This is a genomic window from Bartonella schoenbuchensis R1 (genome assembly GCF_002022685.1).
Taxonomy (GTDB): domain Bacteria; phylum Pseudomonadota; class Alphaproteobacteria; order Rhizobiales; family Rhizobiaceae; genus Bartonella; species Bartonella schoenbuchensis.
Genome location: NZ_CP019789.1, coordinates 605,033 through 623,359 on the forward strand (window position 1 = coordinate 605,033; position 18,327 = coordinate 623,359).

The following is an 18,327-nucleotide window of genomic DNA, read 5'->3' on the forward strand; positions in this document are numbered from 1 at the left end:
TATCACAAAGGGTTGTGTGAGAACAAGGAGATAAGTAACGTAAGATCACCATGAATACAACATCTGTGACAAATATCCAGGATATAAACCAAAATACTTATAGCGATGAGTCGCGTCGTTTAAGTAATGTGTATACATTTTGGGGTATCACAATTATTGTATTAGCTTTGCTAACAGCTTCTGTTTCATTTGTTATTCTTGTCGGGTTAACCTCTATTGTACCTAATAGAGCTGTAACATTAGTCCTTATAGGAATTAATAGTATTTGGATTGTGGGGCTGGGAGTTATTGTTCTATATGAAATAATTCCTATTATGCGTGCGTGGCGGTCAAGGCGTGCTGCTTCACGTCTTCATGTGCGTCTTATTTCATTGTTTGCACTTGTAGCAACATTGCCGGCTGTTGCTGTTGCTCTTGTTTCAGGGCCTGCTCTTAATTTGGGGCTTGATCGGTGGTTTGATACAACAACTCGGCAAATTGTGGGTTCTTCTATCGATTTAGCTAATGCTTATGCGGATGAAATGCTCCAAAATTTGAAAAATTTATCTTATGCTATGGCATTTGCGCTTGATAATAAAAAGCTCCTAGCACACAATCCAGTTGAATATCGGTTACAATTAACACGTCATGCTGCAGGTCGTAATCTTCGTGGTGCGTTTTTGTTAAGCTCGACAGGGGCTATTTTTGCTTCAAGCGATCTTGGTGATGAAGATAAATTGCCCATTCCACCATCCCATCTTATTGCTCAAGCAACCAGTGAAAGACCTTTTTCTTTTCAGCCGGGAGTTCATGATTATTTTGGTATTGTTTTGAAATTTACGAATATCTCAAATACATTTTTATATTTGGTGCGTGATGTTGATAAAGATGTATTATCTGCTTTGCGTTTAACGGAAATCAATACAGATCGTTATCGTGGTTTGAATGAAAATCGCCTGCCAACGCAAATTGCTTTTGGTATGCTTTATTTATGTCTTTTTTTAAGTTTATTTCTATCAGCTATTTGGGCTGGTATCGCTGTTGCTGATCGTTTGGTACGTCCTATTCGGCTTCTTATAGGTGCGGCTGATGATGTGGCCTCTGGAAATATGGAAGTTTTTGTGCCGGTACGTGCGAAGGATGGAGATATTGCCCAATTATCAAAAACTTTTAATTACATGGTCAGCGAACTTAAGAGTCGGCGCAATGAGTTGATAGCAGTTCGCGATCAAATCGACGAAAGGCGGCGTTTTTCTGAAGCTGTTTTATCGGGTGTAACAGCAGGTGTGGCTGGAATTGATGATAATGGGAATATTACAATTATTAATAGATCTGTTGAGGCAATGTTTGGTATTAATTCTGAACAAGTTATAGGACACAGCCTTTTATCATTAAGTGCTGAAATCGGGAAGGTTTTTGAGTTTGTTCGTTCGTCAGGGCGCAAAAACCATCGTGAGCAGGTGACTTTAAATGTTGCAGAGAAAGAGCGCGTCTGTAATGTACAAATTACGATGGAGGAAGATGATGGGCAAGGGCAATCTTGGGTTCTAACAATTGATGATATTACAGACCTTGTAGAAGCACAACGTTCATCAGCATGGGCAGATATTGCACGCCGTATTGCGCATGAAATCAAAAACCCACTTACACCTATTCAGTTATCGGCTGAGCGTATTCGTAGACGCTATGGCAAAGTTATTACGCAAGATCAGGAGGTTTTTAATCAATGTGTTAATACAATTATTCGACAAGTTGGGGATATTGGGCGTATGGTTGATGAATTTTCTTCTTTTGCACGTATGCCCAAACCACACATGAGTTTTTCTGATGTACGTGGATTACTGCATGAGGCGTGTTTTTTGATAGAAGTTGCACGACATGATATCCATTTTGAACGAGATTTGGGAGATGTACCGCTTATAGGTGAGTTTGATAATCGTCTTATTGTTCAGGCATTCAGTAATGTTATTAAAAATGCGAGTGAAGCGATTGATGCAGTTGCGCGAGAAAAAGGTGTTCATGGCCATATTTTGATACGTTCTTATCGTCAAAGAGAACACTTGGTTGTGGATGTTATTGATAATGGTAAAGGGCTTCCTAAAGAACAAAGACAAAAATTATTAGAGCCTTATATAACAACGCGGGAAAAAGGGACAGGGCTTGGTTTAGCTATTGTCCGCAAAATTATTGAAGATCATGGTGGCTACATGGAATTGCATGATGCACTAGATAGTTTTTATGAAGGTCGTGGTGCGATGATTCGTATGGTATTTCCGGCGGTTTGAGCAAGAAGTGTGGCACAAATCATAAGATAAGGGAATGAGATGGTAGCAGATATCTTAATTGTTGATGATGAAGCAGATATTCGTGAGCTTATTGCTGGTATTTTGAATGATGAAGGTTATGAAACACGTGTTGCGTGTCATGCTGATGAGGCATTGGCACAAATTAATGAGCGTGTTCCAAAGCTGATTTTTTTAGATATTTGGTTGCAAGGAAGTCGTCTTGATGGTTTGGCATTGCTTGATGAAATCAAAGCCCGACACCCCTCTCTTCCAGTAGTGATGATTTCTGGTCATGGCAATATTGAAACAGCTGTTTCTGCTATAAAGCGAGGTGCGTATGATTTTATTGAAAAGCCTTTTAAAACTGATCGCCTTATCTTGGTTGCTGAACGAACTCTTGAAAACTCAAAATTAAAACGTGAGCTTTTAGAATTACGACAACGCTCAAGTGAGATACAAGAGTTGCTTGGAACATCGACTGTTATGAAACATTTGCGCCAAGTTATAGAAAAAGTGGCGCCGACTAATAGTCGTATTATGATTACTGGTCCTTCAGGTGCAGGGAAAGAAATGGTGGCGCGTACTATTCACGCACTTTCAGCACGTTCTAATGGACCATTTGTTACGATAAATGCTGCAACGATTGTTCCCGAAAGAATGGAAATAGAATTATTTGGCAATGAAATAGAGGGCAGTGAACGCAAGATCGGTGCATTGGAAGAGGCTCACGGTGGGATATTATATATTGATGAAATTTCTGATATGCCGCGTGAAACTCAGGGTAAGATTCTTCAGGTATTAACGACACAAACATTTGAGAGAGTTGGTGGTACAAAGCGTGTCAAAGTGGATGTTCGTGTAATTTCTTCAACAGCACAAAATATTGAAAATTTAATTTCTGATGGGCGATTTAGAGAAGATCTCTTTCATCGTCTTGCAGTTGTTCCCATTACTGTTCCACCGCTTTCTGCACGTCGTGAAGATATTCCCGAGCTTGTTCGACATTTTGTTAAAGTCATATCACATCAACTTGGTATTAAACCACGTGAAATCAGTGATGATGTTATAGCTGTTTTGCAAGCACATACGTGGCCAGGTAATGTGCGTCAATTACGTAATAATATTGAGCGTCTCCTCATTCTTGTGCGTGATGATGAACCAATAACAACAGAGTTACTTCCTGTTGAAGTGAGTGATTCTTTTCCACGTGTTAAAATAGATACAGATGAGAATATAATGGATTTACCATTGCGTGAGGCGCGTGAATTATTTGAAAAGAGGTATTTAGTGGCACAGATCGGACGTTTGGGTGGGAATATATCTCGTACTGCTGAATTCATAGGTATGGAACGCTCAGCTTTACATCGTAAACTTAAAGCTCTTGGAGTTTCATAAATTATGCGTGTTATTATTTGTGGGGCAGGGCAGGTCGGTTATGGGATAGCAGAGCGTCTTGCTGCTGAGAATCATGATATAACTGTTATAGATGTTGAAGCGAGATTGGTTGAAAAAATTCGCGATGCATTAGATGTTAGAAGTTTTGTTGGTCATGGTTCACACCCTGAAGTTCTTTTGGCTGCAGGTGCTGATGAAGCTGATATGCTGATCGCAGTAACTTTATTTGATGAAGTCAATATGGTGGCTTGTCAGGTAGCACATTCATTATTTAATATTCCAACTAAAATAGCTCGTATTCGTTCACAATCGTATTTAGATCCACGTTATAAAACTTTGTTTGCAAGGGAAAATATTCCTATTGATGTAGTTATTTCGCCGGAAGTTGAAGTTGGGGAAATGGTTCTACGGCGGATTGCCTTGCCTGGGGCGATAGATGTTCTCTATTTTTGTAATGATGATATCGTTGCATTTGCTTTGGAGTGTATGGAGGATTGCCCAGTCATTAATACACCTTTACGCCAGTTAACGGAGCTTTTTCCCGATCTTCGAACAACAGTTACTGCTATTAAACGTGGTTCAGAATTACTGGTAGCGCATTCAGATACGCAATTGCGCGTTGGTGATGTTACTTATCTTATTGCGGCTCGCGATCAGGTACGTCGTGCAGTTGGACTTTTTGGTCATAAAGAACAGGAGGCACATCGCATAATTATTGCAGGGGGTGGTCACATTGGTTTATACGTTGCTCAGGCTATTGAAAAGCGTCTGCATAAGTTAAAATTGAAAATTATAGAGGCAGATAAGGAAAGAGCACTAACAATTGCCGATCAACTCGAAAAAACAACTGTTTTATATGGCAATGTGTTAGATCCGGTAATTCTTCAAGAAGCTGGAATTGACCAAGCTGACTTGATGATTACATTAACCAATCAAGATCAGGTTAATCTTTTAAGCGCTATTATAGCTAAAAGATTAGGGTGCAAAGCCAACATGGTTTTGATTAATAATGTTACTTATCAGGAATTTAGCCGTACAGTTGGTGTAGATGCGCACTTAAATCCTCGTAGTGTTACTGTATCAAAAATTTTACAACAAATGCGTCGGGGACGCATTCGTGCTGTTCATTCAGTTTTTAATGGTGCTGCAGAAATTATTGAAGCTGAAGCAATGCAGACTTCCTCACTGATTGGTAAGTCATTATCAGAGCTCAAGTTATCAGATGGTTTAAGGATTGGTGCAATTTATCGCAATAATACAATTATACAGCTTTTAGCTGATACACGTATTTTACCGGGTGATCGAGTAGTAATGTTTGCTCTTGCTGATAGTGTTCGTGATGTTGAACAATTATTTCGTGTAAGCTTAGAATATTTTTAAATTACCTAGGATATTTGTATTTTTTAGTGTGATGCATAATAAAACCTATTAACTGGTTTTTGTTAGGCAATCAAAAATTGAAACCGGTTAGTATCTTAAGTTTTAATGATGAAAAAATGCACTTTTACCTGTTGGTGTTAATCATATAAGGCCGAGTCAATTCTATTGTATTTAATACACTATTATTTTAGCTTCAATTTTCATAAGTTATGAGCACAATTATATAAATTACTCAATTTTCAGATTTTTTTTGTGTTATATTAATGTCCAACTTAATAAAGTGTTTGGTTAGATCTAAGTATTTATCTTGAAAATGGTTTCATCTAATAGCAATTCAAATGTGGTTAGCAAAAATAATGCTAAAAGAGTGAGAATTTTAGCATTTTATTGTTTATCCGGTAATCCCAATGGTAAAAATGTTTGAAGGTTATTTTGCAAGCTCAAAAATTATTTCTGATATTAATTGGAGTTTTAAGCACTGCATCTGAAAGCCATAATTAATAAAAAGAAAAATTCCTAATTCTACTAAGAAGGTTTGGAATAACAATATCTAGTAATGATGATATTGTGTAATTAACTAAATAATGTGTTTTTTTCATAAACAAGAAAATTTTATTACTAAACAAGGTGGCAAAACTGGGAGGATTTTTAATTTAGCTTTTAATTTTAAAATAATGAGTAAGCTATTTTGTATAGAGTTTCATTATACAAAATGTTAGAAGTATCTTATTTAAGAAGAAAGTTTTTGGCATTAAGCAAAATTGCGCATATTTGATGCTCAGAATTTGTTTGAGTAGAGTTTTTATAACTATTTTAACTATTGGAATTTTAATTCTATTTATCATGGTTGATTGTGGCTTGCGTCAGGGAGTATTGCTAGCCTATGACTAATACAATTATATGCGTCAATAGCAATTTTTATTAATGGAAGTAAAAATATGAGCGATCCAATAAAAACAGCACTGAATTTGGTTCCTATGGTTGTCGAACAGACTAATCGTGGTGAACGTGCTTATGATATTTTTTCCCGTCTTCTGAAAGAACGAATCATTTTCATTAATGGCCCTGTTGAAGATGGTATGGCAATGCTTGTGTGCGCTCAATTGCTTTTTTTAGAAGCGGAAAATCCTAAAAAGGAAATCAGCCTTTATATTAATTCACCAGGTGGTGTGGTAACATCTGGAATGGCCATTTATGACACTATGCAGTTTATTCGTCCTCCTGTTTCTACTTTATGCATGGGGCAAGCAGCATCTATGGGGTCATTGCTTTTAACAGCTGGAGCAAAAGGTCACCGTTTCTCGTTGCCAAATGCACGTATCATGGTACATCAACCGTCTGGTGGTTTTCAGGGGCAGGTCTCTGATATTGAACGGCATGCGCAAGATATTATAAAGATGAAACAACGTTTAAATGAAATTTATGTTCAACATACAGGTCAGGATTATGAAATTATTGAAAAAACTCTTGATCGCGATCATTTTATGACAGCAGAAGAATCTAAAAATTTTGGTTTAATTGATGATGTTATACAATATCGCACGGTAACTGAAAAAGAAGAAACAGATTAAGAATTTTTATAGAAAAAGTAGCTAATTGTTAAGTACATAAAAATTGCCTTTAAAATAGCTATTTTAAAATATAAGTTTTATAAAATTTGTCATAAAATAATAAGAAAACACCCAAGAATATTGTGATAATCGTAGTTTTGATATATTTGGGATTGTTGTTATAAAAAACCTCTTTAAGAAGATGAAGTTCAGATATTGAGGTGAAAGGAAAATGAGATGAGCAAAGTTAGCAATAGTGGGGGCGAATCAAAAAATACTCTCTATTGCTCATTCTGCGGCAAAAGTCAGCACGAAGTGCGTAAGCTCATTGCAGGGCCTACTGTATTCATTTGTGATGAATGTGTAGAACTTTGTACAGATATTATCCGTGAAGAAAGTAAATCTTCAGGGGTCAAAGCACGTGATGGTGTTCCTACTCCACAAGAAATTTTAACAGTTCTTGATGACTATGTTATTGGTCAGCGGTATGCAAAACGTGTCCTTTCTGTTGCTGTTCATAATCATTATAAACGTCTTGCGCATCAGTCTAAGAATGGTGATATTGAATTATCTAAATCGAATATTCTTCTTGTTGGCCCAACGGGATGCGGTAAAACCTATCTTGCACAAACATTGGCACGCATTATTGATGTGCCCTTTACTATGGCAGATGCAACCACTTTGACTGAAGCAGGTTATGTGGGTGAGGATGTTGAGAATATTATTTTAAAACTTCTACAATCTGCAGATTATAATGTTGAGCGTGCACAACGTGGCATTGTTTATATTGATGAAGTTGATAAAATTTCTCGTAAAGCTGACAATCCTTCTATTACAAGAGATGTTTCAGGTGAGGGGGTTCAGCAAGCATTGTTGAAAATTATGGAGGGGACAGTAGCTTCTGTTCCTCCCCAAGGTGGGCGTAAACATCCACAACAAGAGTTTCTTCAGGTTGATACAACAAATATTTTATTTATTTGTGGAGGTGCTTTTGCTGGTTTAGAGCGAATTATTTCAGGGCGTGGTGAAAAAACTTCAATAGGTTTTTCTGCTACTGTGAAGGCTCCCGATGAGCGTCGGGTTGGTGAAATTTTTCATGATTTAGAGCCTGAAGATCTTGTAAAGTTTGGTTTAATACCAGAGTTTATTGGCCGTCTTCCTATTATAGCTACTTTAGAAGATTTAGATATTAATGCGCTTGTTCAAATTTTATCGCAGCCAAAAAATGCATTGGTTAAGCAGTATAAACGTCTTTTTGAGATGGAAAATGTTGAATTAACATTTCATGAAGATGCTTTGCGCGTTATCGCCAATAAAGCGATTGAGCGTAAAACTGGAGCACGCGGTTTACGTTCCATTATGGAAAAAATTCTTCTTGATACTATGTTTGAATTGCCAACTCTTGAAGGGGTCCAAAAGGTGGTGATCTCAAGTGATGTAGTTGAAGGAAAAGCTCGCCCTCTTTACATTTATTCGGAGTGTACAGAAGATAAAGAAAACGTATCAGCATGACGTTATAGTAAATATCGTTAATGAGTACTATTTTAGTGGATCTTCTGAAGTATTATAGCGTAATGCTTGATTTATTTATTCGTAATTACTACTTCATTTATTATAGAGAAGCTGCTATTTTCTAGAGATAAGCTTATGTGGGGGTGAATTATAGGCTCCAGAAAGGAAAAATATGCAACATATTGATGAAAAGACAAAAAGGTAACAGAAGAGCTTTACGCTGTTTTGCCGCTTCGTGATATTGTTGTTTTTCCACATATGATTGTTCCGCTTTTTGTTGGTCGAGAGAAATCAATTCACGCTCTTGAAGAGACGATGATAGTAGATAAGCAGATATTATTAGCCACACAAAAAAATGCTTCTGACGATGATCCAAAATCGGAAGATATTTATGATATTGGTACTTTTGCCAATGTTCTTCAACTTTTAAAACTTCCTGATGGCACTGTAAAAGTTTTGGTTGAGGGGACTGCGCGTGCAAAAATTAACCAATTTACTGAAAATGAAAGTTATCATCAAGCTTATGCAACTGTTATAGAAGAGTCTGAAGAGAATGAAGTTGAGATTGAAGCTCTTTCTCGGTCAGTGATTGTTTATTTTGAAAATTATGTAAAACTTAATAAGAAAATTTCTCCTGAAGTTGTAAGTGCTATCGGCCAGATTGATGATCCTTCTAAGCTTGCTGATACTATTGCTTCACATTTGGTGATTAAACTTTCAGAAAAACAAGAAATTTTGGCATTATTATCTGTTCGTGATCGTCTTGAACGCATACTTTTCTTCATGGAAGGGGAAATTTCTGTTTTACAAGTTGAGAAACGTATTCGTTCACATGTCAAGCGGCAGATGGAAAAAACTCAACGAGAATATTATCTCAATGAACAAATGAAAGCTATTCAGAAAGAGCTAGGAGCGGGTGATGATAGCCGTGATGAGTTGTCTGAATTAGAGGATCGTATCAAAAAAACAAAGCTTTCAAAAGAGGCGCGTGTAAAGGCTGGGGCAGAGCTTAGAAAATTACGTAATATGTCTCCCATGTCTGCGGAAGCAACAGTTGTACGTAACTATCTTGATTGGCTTTTAACTATACCTTGGGGTAAAAAGTCAAAGATTAAGAATGATTTGAACTTTGCTGAAAAAGTCATGGACAATGAGCATTTTGGTCTTGAAAAAATTAAAGAACGAATCGTTGAATATTTAGCGGTACAAAGTCGATCATCAAAAATAAAAGGTCCTATTATTTGTCTTTTAGGTCCTCCAGGTGTTGGAAAGACATCACTTGCACGTTCTATTGCAAAGGCAACAGGCCGTGAATATGTCCGCATCTCATTGGGGGGTGTTCGCGACGAGGCAGAAATTCGTGGGCATCGCCGAACTTATATTGGTTCTATGCCTGGAAAAATTATTCAGTCTATGAAGAAGTCTAAAAAGACTAATCCTCTTTTTTTACTTGATGAAATTGATAAGATGGGCCAAGATTTCCGTGGAGATCCTGCTTCAGCTTTGTTGGAGGTGCTTGATCCTGAACAAAATAGCACATTTATTGATCATTATTTAGAAGTGGAATATGATCTTTCTGATGTGATGTTTATTGCAACTGCAAATACGCTTAATATTCCAGGGCCGCTAATGGATCGGATGGAGATTATTCGTATTGCTGGTTATACTGAGTGTGAAAAGGTAGAGATTGTTAAGCGGCACCTTTTGCCAAAAGCATTGAAAGATCATTCTTTATCCAAAAAAGAGTTTAGTGTTTCTGATGGTGCTATAAAATCGGTTATCCAGTTTTACACACGTGAAGCCGGTGTTCGTAATCTTGAGCGTGAATTAATGAAGATGGCGCGTAAATCGGTTACAAAAATTCTTAAAACAAATCAAAAGTCTATAGAAATTACAGAAGATAATATTAATGATTTTTTGGGAACGAAGCGTTATCGCTTTGGTCAGATTGAGGGTGAAAATCAAATTGGTGTTGTTACTGGGCTTGCATGGACCGAAGTTGGTGGAGAACTGTTGACTATTGAAGGTGTTATGATGCCAGGTAAAGGCAAAATGACTGTTACCGGGAATTTGCGAGATATCATGAAAGAATCAATTTCTGCGGCAGCATCTTATGTGCGTTTCCGTGCTGTTGATTTTGGTATCGAGCCGCCTCTTTTTGATAAGCGTGATATCCACGTTCATGTTCCAGAAGGTGCTACGCCAAAAGATGGTCCATCAGCTGGAATTGCAATGGTAACGGCAATTGTTTCAGTATTGACAGAGATTCCTGTTCATAAGGACATTGCTATGACTGGTGAGATTACCTTACGTGGGCGCGTTTTGCCAATTGGTGGATTGAAAGAGAAATTGCTTGCGGCTCTTCGGGGAGGTATTAAAAAGGTACTTATTCCTGAGGAAAATGCAAAAGATTTGATTGATATTCCTGATGACGTCAAAAATAATATGGAGATTATTCCAGTAAATCATGTGAGTGAAGTTCTTAAACACGCTTTAGTTCGTTTTCCTGAAGCAATTGAATGGACAGAGCCTTCTACAGTGTCTACGTCTATCAGAACGGAAAGCGATAATGAAGGGGTACCGGTAGCGCACTGATTCTTATATTGATTCTTATTTTGTTCTATAATTTCCAAATTTTAAAGACGATGAAGTCCATTTTTGGGGTTACTACTTTAATTTATTTTAGAAAAAAATGAAAAATTCCGTGAATAACTGTGATTAATGCTAAAAAACAATATTTTCAAAGAAAATAAAACTTCTGTTTGCTGCGCTTTTCAATAAACTTATTGACGATCGGATGAATTATATTGTCCGACTAATATAGGGAAAGGAAATACTCAATGAATAAAAGTGAATTGGTTAATTCTATTGCTGAAAAAGCAGGTGTTTCAAAAGCACAGGCTGGTTCAATTCTCGATGCTTTTATCGCTTCTGTAACAGAAGCTTTGGCTTCAGGAGGTGATGTTCGTCTTCCAGGTTTTGGTTCTTTTGAAGTTTCTAAACGTGCTGCTACAAAAGGGCGCAACCCTTCAACAGGTGTTGAAATTCATATTCCAGCGCGCTCTGTACCTAAATTTTCTGCAGGTAAAAGCCTTAAAGAGGCCGTTAATAAAAAATAATTGAGCTACATGAAAAAAACCCGATTTATGTATAATCGGGTTTTTTTAGTTTTTTTAAAATACTTTTACGCGACTTTGCACAAGCAAGGGCAATTTATATTATTATACGATAGGGCTATTTATTAAAAAAGGTTCTCTTAAATAGCTGAGATGGGATAATAGCTATATATTCAAAATGTATTTACCCCACATTTTAAATAAAGTGCTCGATTACAAGTTAGATATCTGTCGTGAATAAGAGTTGATAATTCAAGTTAGGCTAATAATTATCACGAGTTTATTCATACAAGCTAGATCTGTTGAAGTACTGAAATATTAAATTATAAGCAGATCTAGAATAGATTTTAACTCTATTTAAGCACTACAATGTACAGAATGCCCCACTTTTAAGGTTAATAAAAGTTTGTTTAATGGGCTAAAGACAGAAGCAATCAGTGCTTTACTAAGATTAAAAAGATAATGATTAGTTTAGAGATTATTTTGATTCTTCATGTGTTAACCACTGAATACAATCATTTAAGGCTCGTGTAATTATAGCTTGTTTTTTCGCTAGTTTTTTTTCTTTGCTAGATAAACGTTTTTCTGAGTGATGAACGCAGTCAACAGGTGGAAAAAGACCGAAATTGATATTCATTGGTTGGAAAGATTGTTTGCCTGTTTCTTGAGTTGCAATGTGTCCACCAGTAATATGGTTTAAAAGAGCTCCAAATGCTGTAGTTTTTGGCGGTAAAGAAGGACAAGTATGATTATATTCAGCAACAGCAAAACGCCCAGCTAAAAGCCCAATTGCAGATGATTCTACATAACCTTCGCAACCTGTGATTTGTCCAGCAAAACGTAATTGGGGCTTTTGTTTTAAGCGAAGGCTTTTATCAAGAATGATTGGTGAATTGAGATAAGTATTGCGGTGAAGACCACCAAGGCGTGCGAATTCTGCTTTTTCAAGTCCAGGTATTGTTCTAAAAATACGAATTTGTTCACCATATTTTAGCTTCGTTTGAAAGCCAACCATATTGTAAAGAGTGCCAAGTGTGTTGTCTTGACGTAATTGAACAACGGCATAGGGTTTAACTGTAGGGTTATGAGCGTTCGTTAGTCCTATAGGTTTCATTGGCCCATATCTGAGGGTTTCAAAGCCACGTTCAGCCATCACTTCAATTGGTAGGCATCCATCAAAATAGGGTGTCTTTTCAAATTGACGAAATTCTATTTTTTCTGCACTTTTCAGTGCTTGAACAAATGTTTCATATTGTTCTCTATTAAGGGGGCAGTTAAGGTAATCTTTTTCAGTTTTTTCAGGGCCGATTTTGTCATAGCGAGATTGATACCAACAGATGTCCATATTAATGCTATCAGTATAAATGATAGGTGCAATAGCATCAAAAAAGGAAAGTGCTTCTGTTCCTGTTATTTCTTGTATTGTTTGTGCAAGTGCTGGTGAAGTAAGCGGACCTGTTGCAATAATAATATTATGCCAGTTTTCAGGAAGGTTATGAATTTCTTCACGTTCTATAGTTATAAGGGGATGATTTTCAAGTGCTTCTGTAACAGTTTGGGAAAATCCATCACGGTCAACAGCAAGAGCACTTCCTGCGGGTACTTTATTAGCATCTGCAGCCTTCATAATTAGGGATTTGGCTAATCGCATTTCAGCGTGTAAAAGACCAACGGCATTTGTGGATGAATCATCTGAACGAAATGAATTTGAACAGACAAGTTCTGCAAGTTTGTCTGTTTTATGAGCATCGGATTTTCTTTTTGGTCGCATTTCGTGTAAAATGACAGGGATTCCTGATTGGGCAATTTGCCAACTTGCCTCACTGCCAGCAAGACCACCACCGATGATATGAATTGGAATGTTAAATTTATTTGACATAATCTCCTTTTAATGGAAGTAGTGCTATCTGAAAAGCATAGATTTTACTTCTGTAATTTATAAGAAGTATATATATTTGAGTTTTTAAATGTATTTACTTTCTTTTTTGCTTTAATTGGTTGGGATTGAGTGGTATAGAAACGCCGCTTATATGAGGTTATTGGTTAACGGGTTTAAGCGGATGTGGCGAAATTGGTAGACGCACCAGATTTAGGTTCTGGCGGGAGACCGTGGGGGTTCGAGTCCCTCCATCCGCACCAAAATAATCCTTACATACCATGGGTTTTTGCGTATGTGAAAATCCGCTTCATGTAGATCTAACACTACAGTGTTGGGGTGTAATTGTTACCGGAGTGGATTTATCCATTCCTCAGAAATATGAAAGTTGTTCGATGCAAGTTACCGAAACGCTTAATGAAGGACTGAAGCGCGAAATTAAAATCGTGGTTCCAGCAAAAGATTTGGAAATAAAATTGAATGAACGGTTGGATGAAACCAAAGATAAGATTAAGCTTAATGGTTTTCGTCCCGGTAAAGTGCCCGCTAGTCATTTGCGGAAAATGTATGGTAAATCTTTTATGGCTGATGTTCTTAATGAGATTATTAAGAATGCTCCAAGCTCCATTTTGGCTGACCGCAATGAACGTTCTGCAACACAGCCGCACATTGATATAAAAGAAGATAAAGAAGTTTTGGATGGCAAGGCTGATTTTGTTTTTAATTTGAAGTATGAAGTTTTACCAAAGTTTGACATTAAAGACTTTAAGAACATAAAAGTTACCCGTGAGCTTGCTGATATTCCTGAAAAGGAGATTGATGAACAGGTAAAGAATATTCTTTCTTCTACTCGTAATTATTCTGAAAAAAATGCTCCTGCTGTAGAAGGTGATCGCGTTACAATCGACTATATTGGTAAATTTGATGATGTTCCATTTGATAATGGAGCAGGTAATGATGCACAATTGATTCTTGGTTCGAAACAATTTATTCCTGGTTTTGAGGAGCAATTGGTTGGTGTAAAGGCAGGCGATACAACAACAATTTCTGTTAAATTTCCTGATGATTATAGTGCTGCACACTTAGCTGGTAGAGATGCTGTGTTTGATGTCACTGTTAAAGCTGTGTTCAAACCAGATGAATTAGAGATTAATGATGAATCAGCTCAAAAGCTTGGTGTAGAGTCTCTTGATCGTTTACGTGAAATTGTGCGTGGGCAAGTTGAAAGTAAATATGGTTCAATGACACGTCAAAAAGTTAAGCGTCAAATTCTTGATGCATTAGATGCTGACTATAATTTCGAGATTCCTGAATGCCTTTTGGATGTTGAATTTAATAACATATGGGGTCAGGTTAATAACGATTTACAAAAAGCTGGTAGCAGTTTTGAAGATGAGGGCACTACAGAAGAACAAGCACGGCAAGAATATCAGATGCTTGCTCAGCGTCGTGTTCGTCTTGGTCTAGTACTTTCTGAAATTGGGGTGCGAGCCGATGTTAAGGTAAGCGAAGATGAGTTACAAGCAGCAATCTTTGATCAGGTTCGTCAGTATCCTGGGCAAGAGAAAGAAATTATGAATTTTTTCCGGAATACACCGGGAGCTATAGCGAGTCTACGTGCACCGATTTTTGAAGAAAAAGTCATTGATTATTTGTTGGCACAGATAAAAGTCACAGATAAAAAAGTGACTGTTGAAGAGTTAATGAAAGAGGATGACGAATTAGATTTAACTAAGAAGAGTGTAACTAAGAAAAAATCCGCAGTGAAAGAAAAAGGTGTAAAAAAAGTTTCAGCTAAAAAGAAAGCACCTAAAAAGGATTAATTGCATATAATAAAATAGTCTAATAAAACCAGGGTTTTATTAGACTTATATTCTTAAAGTTTGCACTTGTAGTAGTTTTAAACCGGCTTGAGTGTATTTTTAATATTGATAGTGGATTGGCAATGGAAATCGTTGATACTCGTACCCCTGATCCTAGGTGTTTTATTTCCGGAGCTACAGGCGATTGGGAAGTTATCATTGGCATGGAGGTCCATGCGCAGATTACATCAGATTCAAAACTTTTTTCGGGTGCATCAACTAAATTTGGTGCTGAGCCAAACAATCATGTATCGTTTATTGATGCAGCTATGCCTGGTATGTTGCCTGTTATTAATCAAGAATGTGTTCGCCAAGCTATTCGGACTGGTTTAGGGTTAAAGGCTAAAATTAATTTAAGATCTGTTTTTGATCGTAAAAACTATTTTTATCCAGACTTGCCACAAGGGTATCAAATTTCGCAATTTCAGTATCCGATTGTAGGGGAGGGGAAAGTCGTTGTCTCTGTTGGGCCAGATTCGAATGGTCAATTTGAAGATATTGAAATTGGAATTGAGAGATTGCATCTTGAACAGGATGCAGGCAAATCCATGCATGATCAGCACCCAACAATGTCTTTTGTGGATCTTAATCGCTCTGGTGTAGCTCTTATGGAAATTGTTTCCAAACCGGATATGCGTTCATCAGATGAAGCCAAAGCTTATATGACGAAATTACGCACTATTGTTCGTTATTTGGGTACTTGTGATGGTAATATGGATGAAGGCTCCATGCGTGCGGATGTGAATGTATCAGTTCGCCGTCCTGGTGAGGTTTTTGGAACTCGTTGTGAAATTAAGAATGTTAATTCCATTCGCTTTATTGGTCAGGCGATTGAATATGAAGCACGTCGTCAGATTGCGATTTTAGAAGATGGTGGTGTAATAGATCAGGAAACTCGACTTTTTGATGCCGCTAAAGGTGAAACGCGATCTATGCGTTTAAAGGAAGAGGCGCATGATTATCGTTATTTTCCTGATCCAGATCTTTTGCCATTGGAGTTTGATCAAGCATTTGTCGATGCTTTAGCTGCAGAATTACCGGAATTTCCTGATGATATAAAACTACGCTTTATCAATGAGATGGGGTTGACTGCATATGATGCATCCATTCTTGTAACAGAAAAAGCAATTGCTGATTATTTTGAAGAAGTAGCGCGTGGACGTGATGGAAAAATAGTTGCCAATTGGGTGATTAATGACCTTTTAGGTGCTTTGAACAAAGATAATCGTGAAATTGAAGATACGCCAGTTACTCCAGATCAATTAGGGGCGATTATTGATCTTATTAAAGAGGGGGTTATTTCTGGAAAAATTGCTAAAGATTTATTTGAGATTATCTGGAATGAAGGTGGAGATCCACGTCAAGTTGTAGAAGAGCGTGGCATGAAACAAGTGACGGATACAGAAGTTATTAAGGGCGTTGTTGATGAAATTATTGCCAATAACTCTGATAAGGTTGCTCAAGCAAGGGAAAAGCCCGCTTTAATTGGTTGGTTTGTTGGACAAGTTATGAAGGCAACAGGAGGCAAAGCAAATCCTCAGGCTGTCAATGAATTGGTTAAAACGAAACTAAAAATAGATTAGATATTATAGGGTGGAGGAAAGTTTATCGATATGATATTTATTTGTGATATGAAGTATATGAAATAAGAATTCGTTTTTCAAAAGGGGGTACGATTAAGTTTTATGATAGTTTTTTTATTTTTTTGTAATTTCAGGCATCGTAACAATTTATTCTAAGGGGTAAGGTTATAGGTGTGCTAAAGAAGTGGAATCGGAAATGGCTGGTTTTTTAAAACAAACCTTTACATGGTGGAATGGTAATACTATCAACACACGTTTTTTTACGTGGCTCAAAGGTAAGCGTGTAGGGGAAGATCAGTTAGGAAATGTTTATTATGAAGGTGGTTATCATAAGGATGGTTATCCACGCCGTTGGGTGATTTATAAAGATTATTCTGAAGCCTCTAGCATTCCTCCAGGTTGGCATGGTTGGATTCATCATCGTTGTAATACACCACCTACGGAAGAAAATTATCAATCGCATGAATGGGAAAAGCCCCATATTTCAAACATGACAGGGACAAGCAAAGCTTATCGGCCAAAAGGTTCTATTGGCTATAATGATGAACATATTGTTCGTAAGGATTATCATGCATGGTCACCTAAAAAATAAAGTATTTTTTTTGTATGATGTGTTGTTTTTTAAATGTTGCACTATCTTATAGGTAGTTTTGTTAATGCAGTTGATTTAGTTTTATGAAGTTTTTCCTACAGTTAGAAGTAAGACGTCTTTTTTGTGCTTATTTAATAGGAATTATAGTAATTTTGTCCTCCGTTAATGGTGTGCAAGCTGAACGTGTTAGCAATGCAGTTGTTGTTTTTGCAGGTCTTGATAAGATTACTGGCCGGACCATTCGTTTTGAAGTTTCTATTGGTGAAGTTTATCAATATGGTGCTTTACGAGTAACACCGCGGGTGTGCTATACAAGTTCTGAAGGTGAACCAACTCGCACTAACGGTTTTGTTGAAGTAGATGAAATAACATTAAATAAAGAAATGCGACGTATTTTTACAGGATGGATGTTTGCAGATAGTCCTGGTTTGAATGCTGTAGAGCACCCTATCTACGATATATGGTTAAAAGATTGCAAACAGAATTCTGATATTCCTTCAGTTCAATAATTTAAATAATTTCTTTGTTTTTTGTGGGTATTTTTATATAAGCTTGGCGCAAGAATAGTTTTCTAAACTGTAATAATCAGATTGTGAAATTACAGGTTCTCTTATGTTCTCACCTTTGCGTTTAACAAGCAGATTATTTACTTTCGTATTTATAATTGTGTTAGCGGGGTGTCAGTTTTCAAGTCAGCCAACTACCAAGCATAATGATTATACGCGAGTTACAGAGATCAGTTCTGAAGTTTTTTATTATACCGATAACCCTTTAATTCTACTTGAAATGCGAGCTAAATGGATAAGCAATCAAGGTTATGTTGTTGATATCGTAACAACTTCGATTGCTTTAGATAATCTTGATTTAAATTTAGCATGGTCACAAAATCGCAATTATAGGTATGTTTCAGGTGGAAAATCGTCACTAGTATGCGTCGTTGGTTGTACGGTATCTGAAAAGGGGCGTTTATTTATTCCTGAAGATGAATTCCGTACATATGCACATACAGGCTTCACATTTAAATTAATAGGGCGTAGCAATTCTATAGATGGTTTTCTTAATGCTCGTGCTTTTCAGCGTGTTTTGTATAAGATGCAAACATTACCACAGATGCAAACATTATCACGTAGATAATATTTGGCATTTAGAATGCACACTAGAAGAATACAAAGCTTAGTTTTTCATTTATAATAGTTG

The 18,327-nt window shown here is 36.9% G+C and carries 12 protein-coding genes, 1 tRNA gene and 1 pseudogene; 13 read left to right on the plus strand and 1 reads right to left on the minus strand.

Annotation, left to right across the window (positions count from 1 at the left end; genetic code table 11):
• Positions 1–50 precede the first annotated feature (50 nt).
• The 7 genes and pseudogenes from BscR1v2_RS02460 to BscR1v2_RS02490 all read left to right on the plus strand — a co-directional run bounded on the left by BscR1v2_RS02460 (position 51) and on the right by BscR1v2_RS02490 (position 11,220).
• Entirely contained in the window at positions 51–2,264 is a 2,214-nt protein-coding gene (locus BscR1v2_RS02460) for a sensor histidine kinase NtrY-like (protein ID WP_078689620.1), read from the plus strand.
• Positions 2,265–2,303: 39 nt separating this feature from the next.
• Entirely contained in the window at positions 2,304–3,659 is a 1,356-nt protein-coding gene (gene ntrX, locus BscR1v2_RS02465; RefSeq protein WP_078689621.1) for a nitrogen assimilation response regulator NtrX, read from the plus strand.
• Positions 3,660–3,662: 3 nt separating this feature from the next.
• Positions 3,663–5,039, plus strand: coding sequence for a Trk system potassium transporter TrkA (trkA, locus tag BscR1v2_RS02470; protein ID WP_078689622.1), 1,377 nt, complete (start codon positions 3,663–3,665; stop codon positions 5,037–5,039).
• Positions 5,040–5,977: 938 nt separating this feature from the next.
• The gene (clpP, locus tag BscR1v2_RS02475; protein ID WP_034990064.1) at positions 5,978–6,610 is read left to right on the plus strand and encodes an ATP-dependent Clp endopeptidase proteolytic subunit ClpP; all 633 of its coding nucleotides are present in this window, start codon (positions 5,978–5,980) and stop codon (positions 6,608–6,610) included.
• A gap of 216 nt (positions 6,611–6,826) precedes the next feature.
• Complete coding sequence (clpX, locus tag BscR1v2_RS02480; protein ID WP_010703611.1) at positions 6,827–8,101, plus strand: ATP-dependent Clp protease ATP-binding subunit ClpX; 1,275 nt, start codon at positions 6,827–6,829, stop codon at positions 8,099–8,101.
• Between the two features lie 172 nt (positions 8,102–8,273).
• A pseudogene (gene lon / locus BscR1v2_RS02485) lies at positions 8,274–10,696 on the plus strand (endopeptidase La).
• A 245-nt stretch (positions 10,697–10,941) separates the two neighbouring features.
• Positions 10,942–11,220, plus strand: coding sequence for an HU family DNA-binding protein (locus BscR1v2_RS02490; RefSeq protein ID WP_078689623.1), 279 nt, complete (start codon positions 10,942–10,944; stop codon positions 11,218–11,220).
• A 475-nt stretch (positions 11,221–11,695) separates the two neighbouring features.
• Here BscR1v2_RS02490 and trmFO read toward each other — a convergent pair whose 3' ends face one another.
• Entirely contained in the window at positions 11,696–13,096 is a 1,401-nt protein-coding gene (gene trmFO, locus BscR1v2_RS02495) for a methylenetetrahydrofolate--tRNA-(uracil(54)-C(5))-methyltransferase (FADH(2)-oxidizing) TrmFO (RefSeq protein ID WP_078689625.1), read from the minus strand.
• A 177-nt stretch (positions 13,097–13,273) separates the two neighbouring features.
• Here trmFO and BscR1v2_RS02500 point away from each other — a divergent pair.
• The 6 genes from BscR1v2_RS02500 (at position 13,274) to BscR1v2_RS02525 (ending at position 18,264) form a co-directional block, all read left to right on the plus strand.
• Positions 13,274–13,356 (plus strand) — tRNA-Leu (locus tag BscR1v2_RS02500).
• Positions 13,357–13,488: 132 nt separating this feature from the next.
• Complete coding sequence (gene tig, locus BscR1v2_RS02505) at positions 13,489–14,916, plus strand: trigger factor (RefSeq protein WP_078689626.1); 1,428 nt, start codon at positions 13,489–13,491, stop codon at positions 14,914–14,916.
• A 122-nt stretch (positions 14,917–15,038) separates the two neighbouring features.
• On the plus strand, positions 15,039–16,538 hold the full coding sequence (gene gatB / locus BscR1v2_RS02510; protein ID WP_078689627.1) for an Asp-tRNA(Asn)/Glu-tRNA(Gln) amidotransferase subunit GatB: 1,500 nt from the start codon (positions 15,039–15,041) through the stop codon (positions 16,536–16,538).
• 196 nt (positions 16,539–16,734) lie between these two features.
• On the plus strand, positions 16,735–17,130 hold the full coding sequence (locus tag BscR1v2_RS02515; protein WP_078689628.1) for an NADH:ubiquinone oxidoreductase subunit NDUFA12: 396 nt from the start codon (positions 16,735–16,737) through the stop codon (positions 17,128–17,130).
• A gap of 83 nt (positions 17,131–17,213) precedes the next feature.
• Complete coding sequence (locus BscR1v2_RS02520; protein WP_078689630.1) at positions 17,214–17,639, plus strand: DUF2155 domain-containing protein; 426 nt, start codon at positions 17,214–17,216, stop codon at positions 17,637–17,639.
• 157 nt (positions 17,640–17,796) lie between these two features.
• On the plus strand, positions 17,797–18,264 hold the full coding sequence (locus BscR1v2_RS02525) for a hypothetical protein (RefSeq protein WP_236829011.1): 468 nt from the start codon (positions 17,797–17,799) through the stop codon (positions 18,262–18,264).
• Positions 18,265–18,327 lie beyond the last annotated feature (63 nt).

What these genes read in the sequence shown, in the direction of transcription:
- BscR1v2_RS02460 (WP_078689620.1), top strand. Translation starts at nt 51, where the DNA reads ATGAATACAACATCTGTGACAAATATCCAGGATATAAACCAAAATACT.
- ntrX (WP_078689621.1), top strand. Translation starts at nt 2,304, where the DNA reads ATGGTAGCAGATATCTTAATTGTTGATGATGAAGCAGATATTCGTGAG.
- BscR1v2_RS02490 (WP_078689623.1), top strand. Translation starts at nt 10,942, where the DNA reads ATGAATAAAAGTGAATTGGTTAATTCTATTGCTGAAAAAGCAGGTGTT.
- BscR1v2_RS02515 (WP_078689628.1), top strand. Translation starts at nt 16,735, where the DNA reads ATGGCTGGTTTTTTAAAACAAACCTTTACATGGTGGAATGGTAATACT.
- trmFO (WP_078689625.1), bottom strand. Translation starts at nt 13,096, where the DNA reads ATGTCAAATAAATTTAACATTCCAATTCATATCATCGGTGGTGGTCTT.
- tig (WP_078689626.1), top strand. Translation starts at nt 13,489, where the DNA reads ATGCAAGTTACCGAAACGCTTAATGAAGGACTGAAGCGCGAAATTAAA.
- trkA (WP_078689622.1), top strand. Translation starts at nt 3,663, where the DNA reads ATGCGTGTTATTATTTGTGGGGCAGGGCAGGTCGGTTATGGGATAGCA.
- gatB (WP_078689627.1), top strand. Translation starts at nt 15,039, where the DNA reads ATGGAAATCGTTGATACTCGTACCCCTGATCCTAGGTGTTTTATTTCC.
- clpX (WP_010703611.1), top strand. Translation starts at nt 6,827, where the DNA reads ATGAGCAAAGTTAGCAATAGTGGGGGCGAATCAAAAAATACTCTCTAT.
- BscR1v2_RS02520 (WP_078689630.1), top strand. Translation starts at nt 17,214, where the DNA reads ATGAAGTTTTTCCTACAGTTAGAAGTAAGACGTCTTTTTTGTGCTTAT.
- clpP (WP_034990064.1), top strand. Translation starts at nt 5,978, where the DNA reads ATGAGCGATCCAATAAAAACAGCACTGAATTTGGTTCCTATGGTTGTC.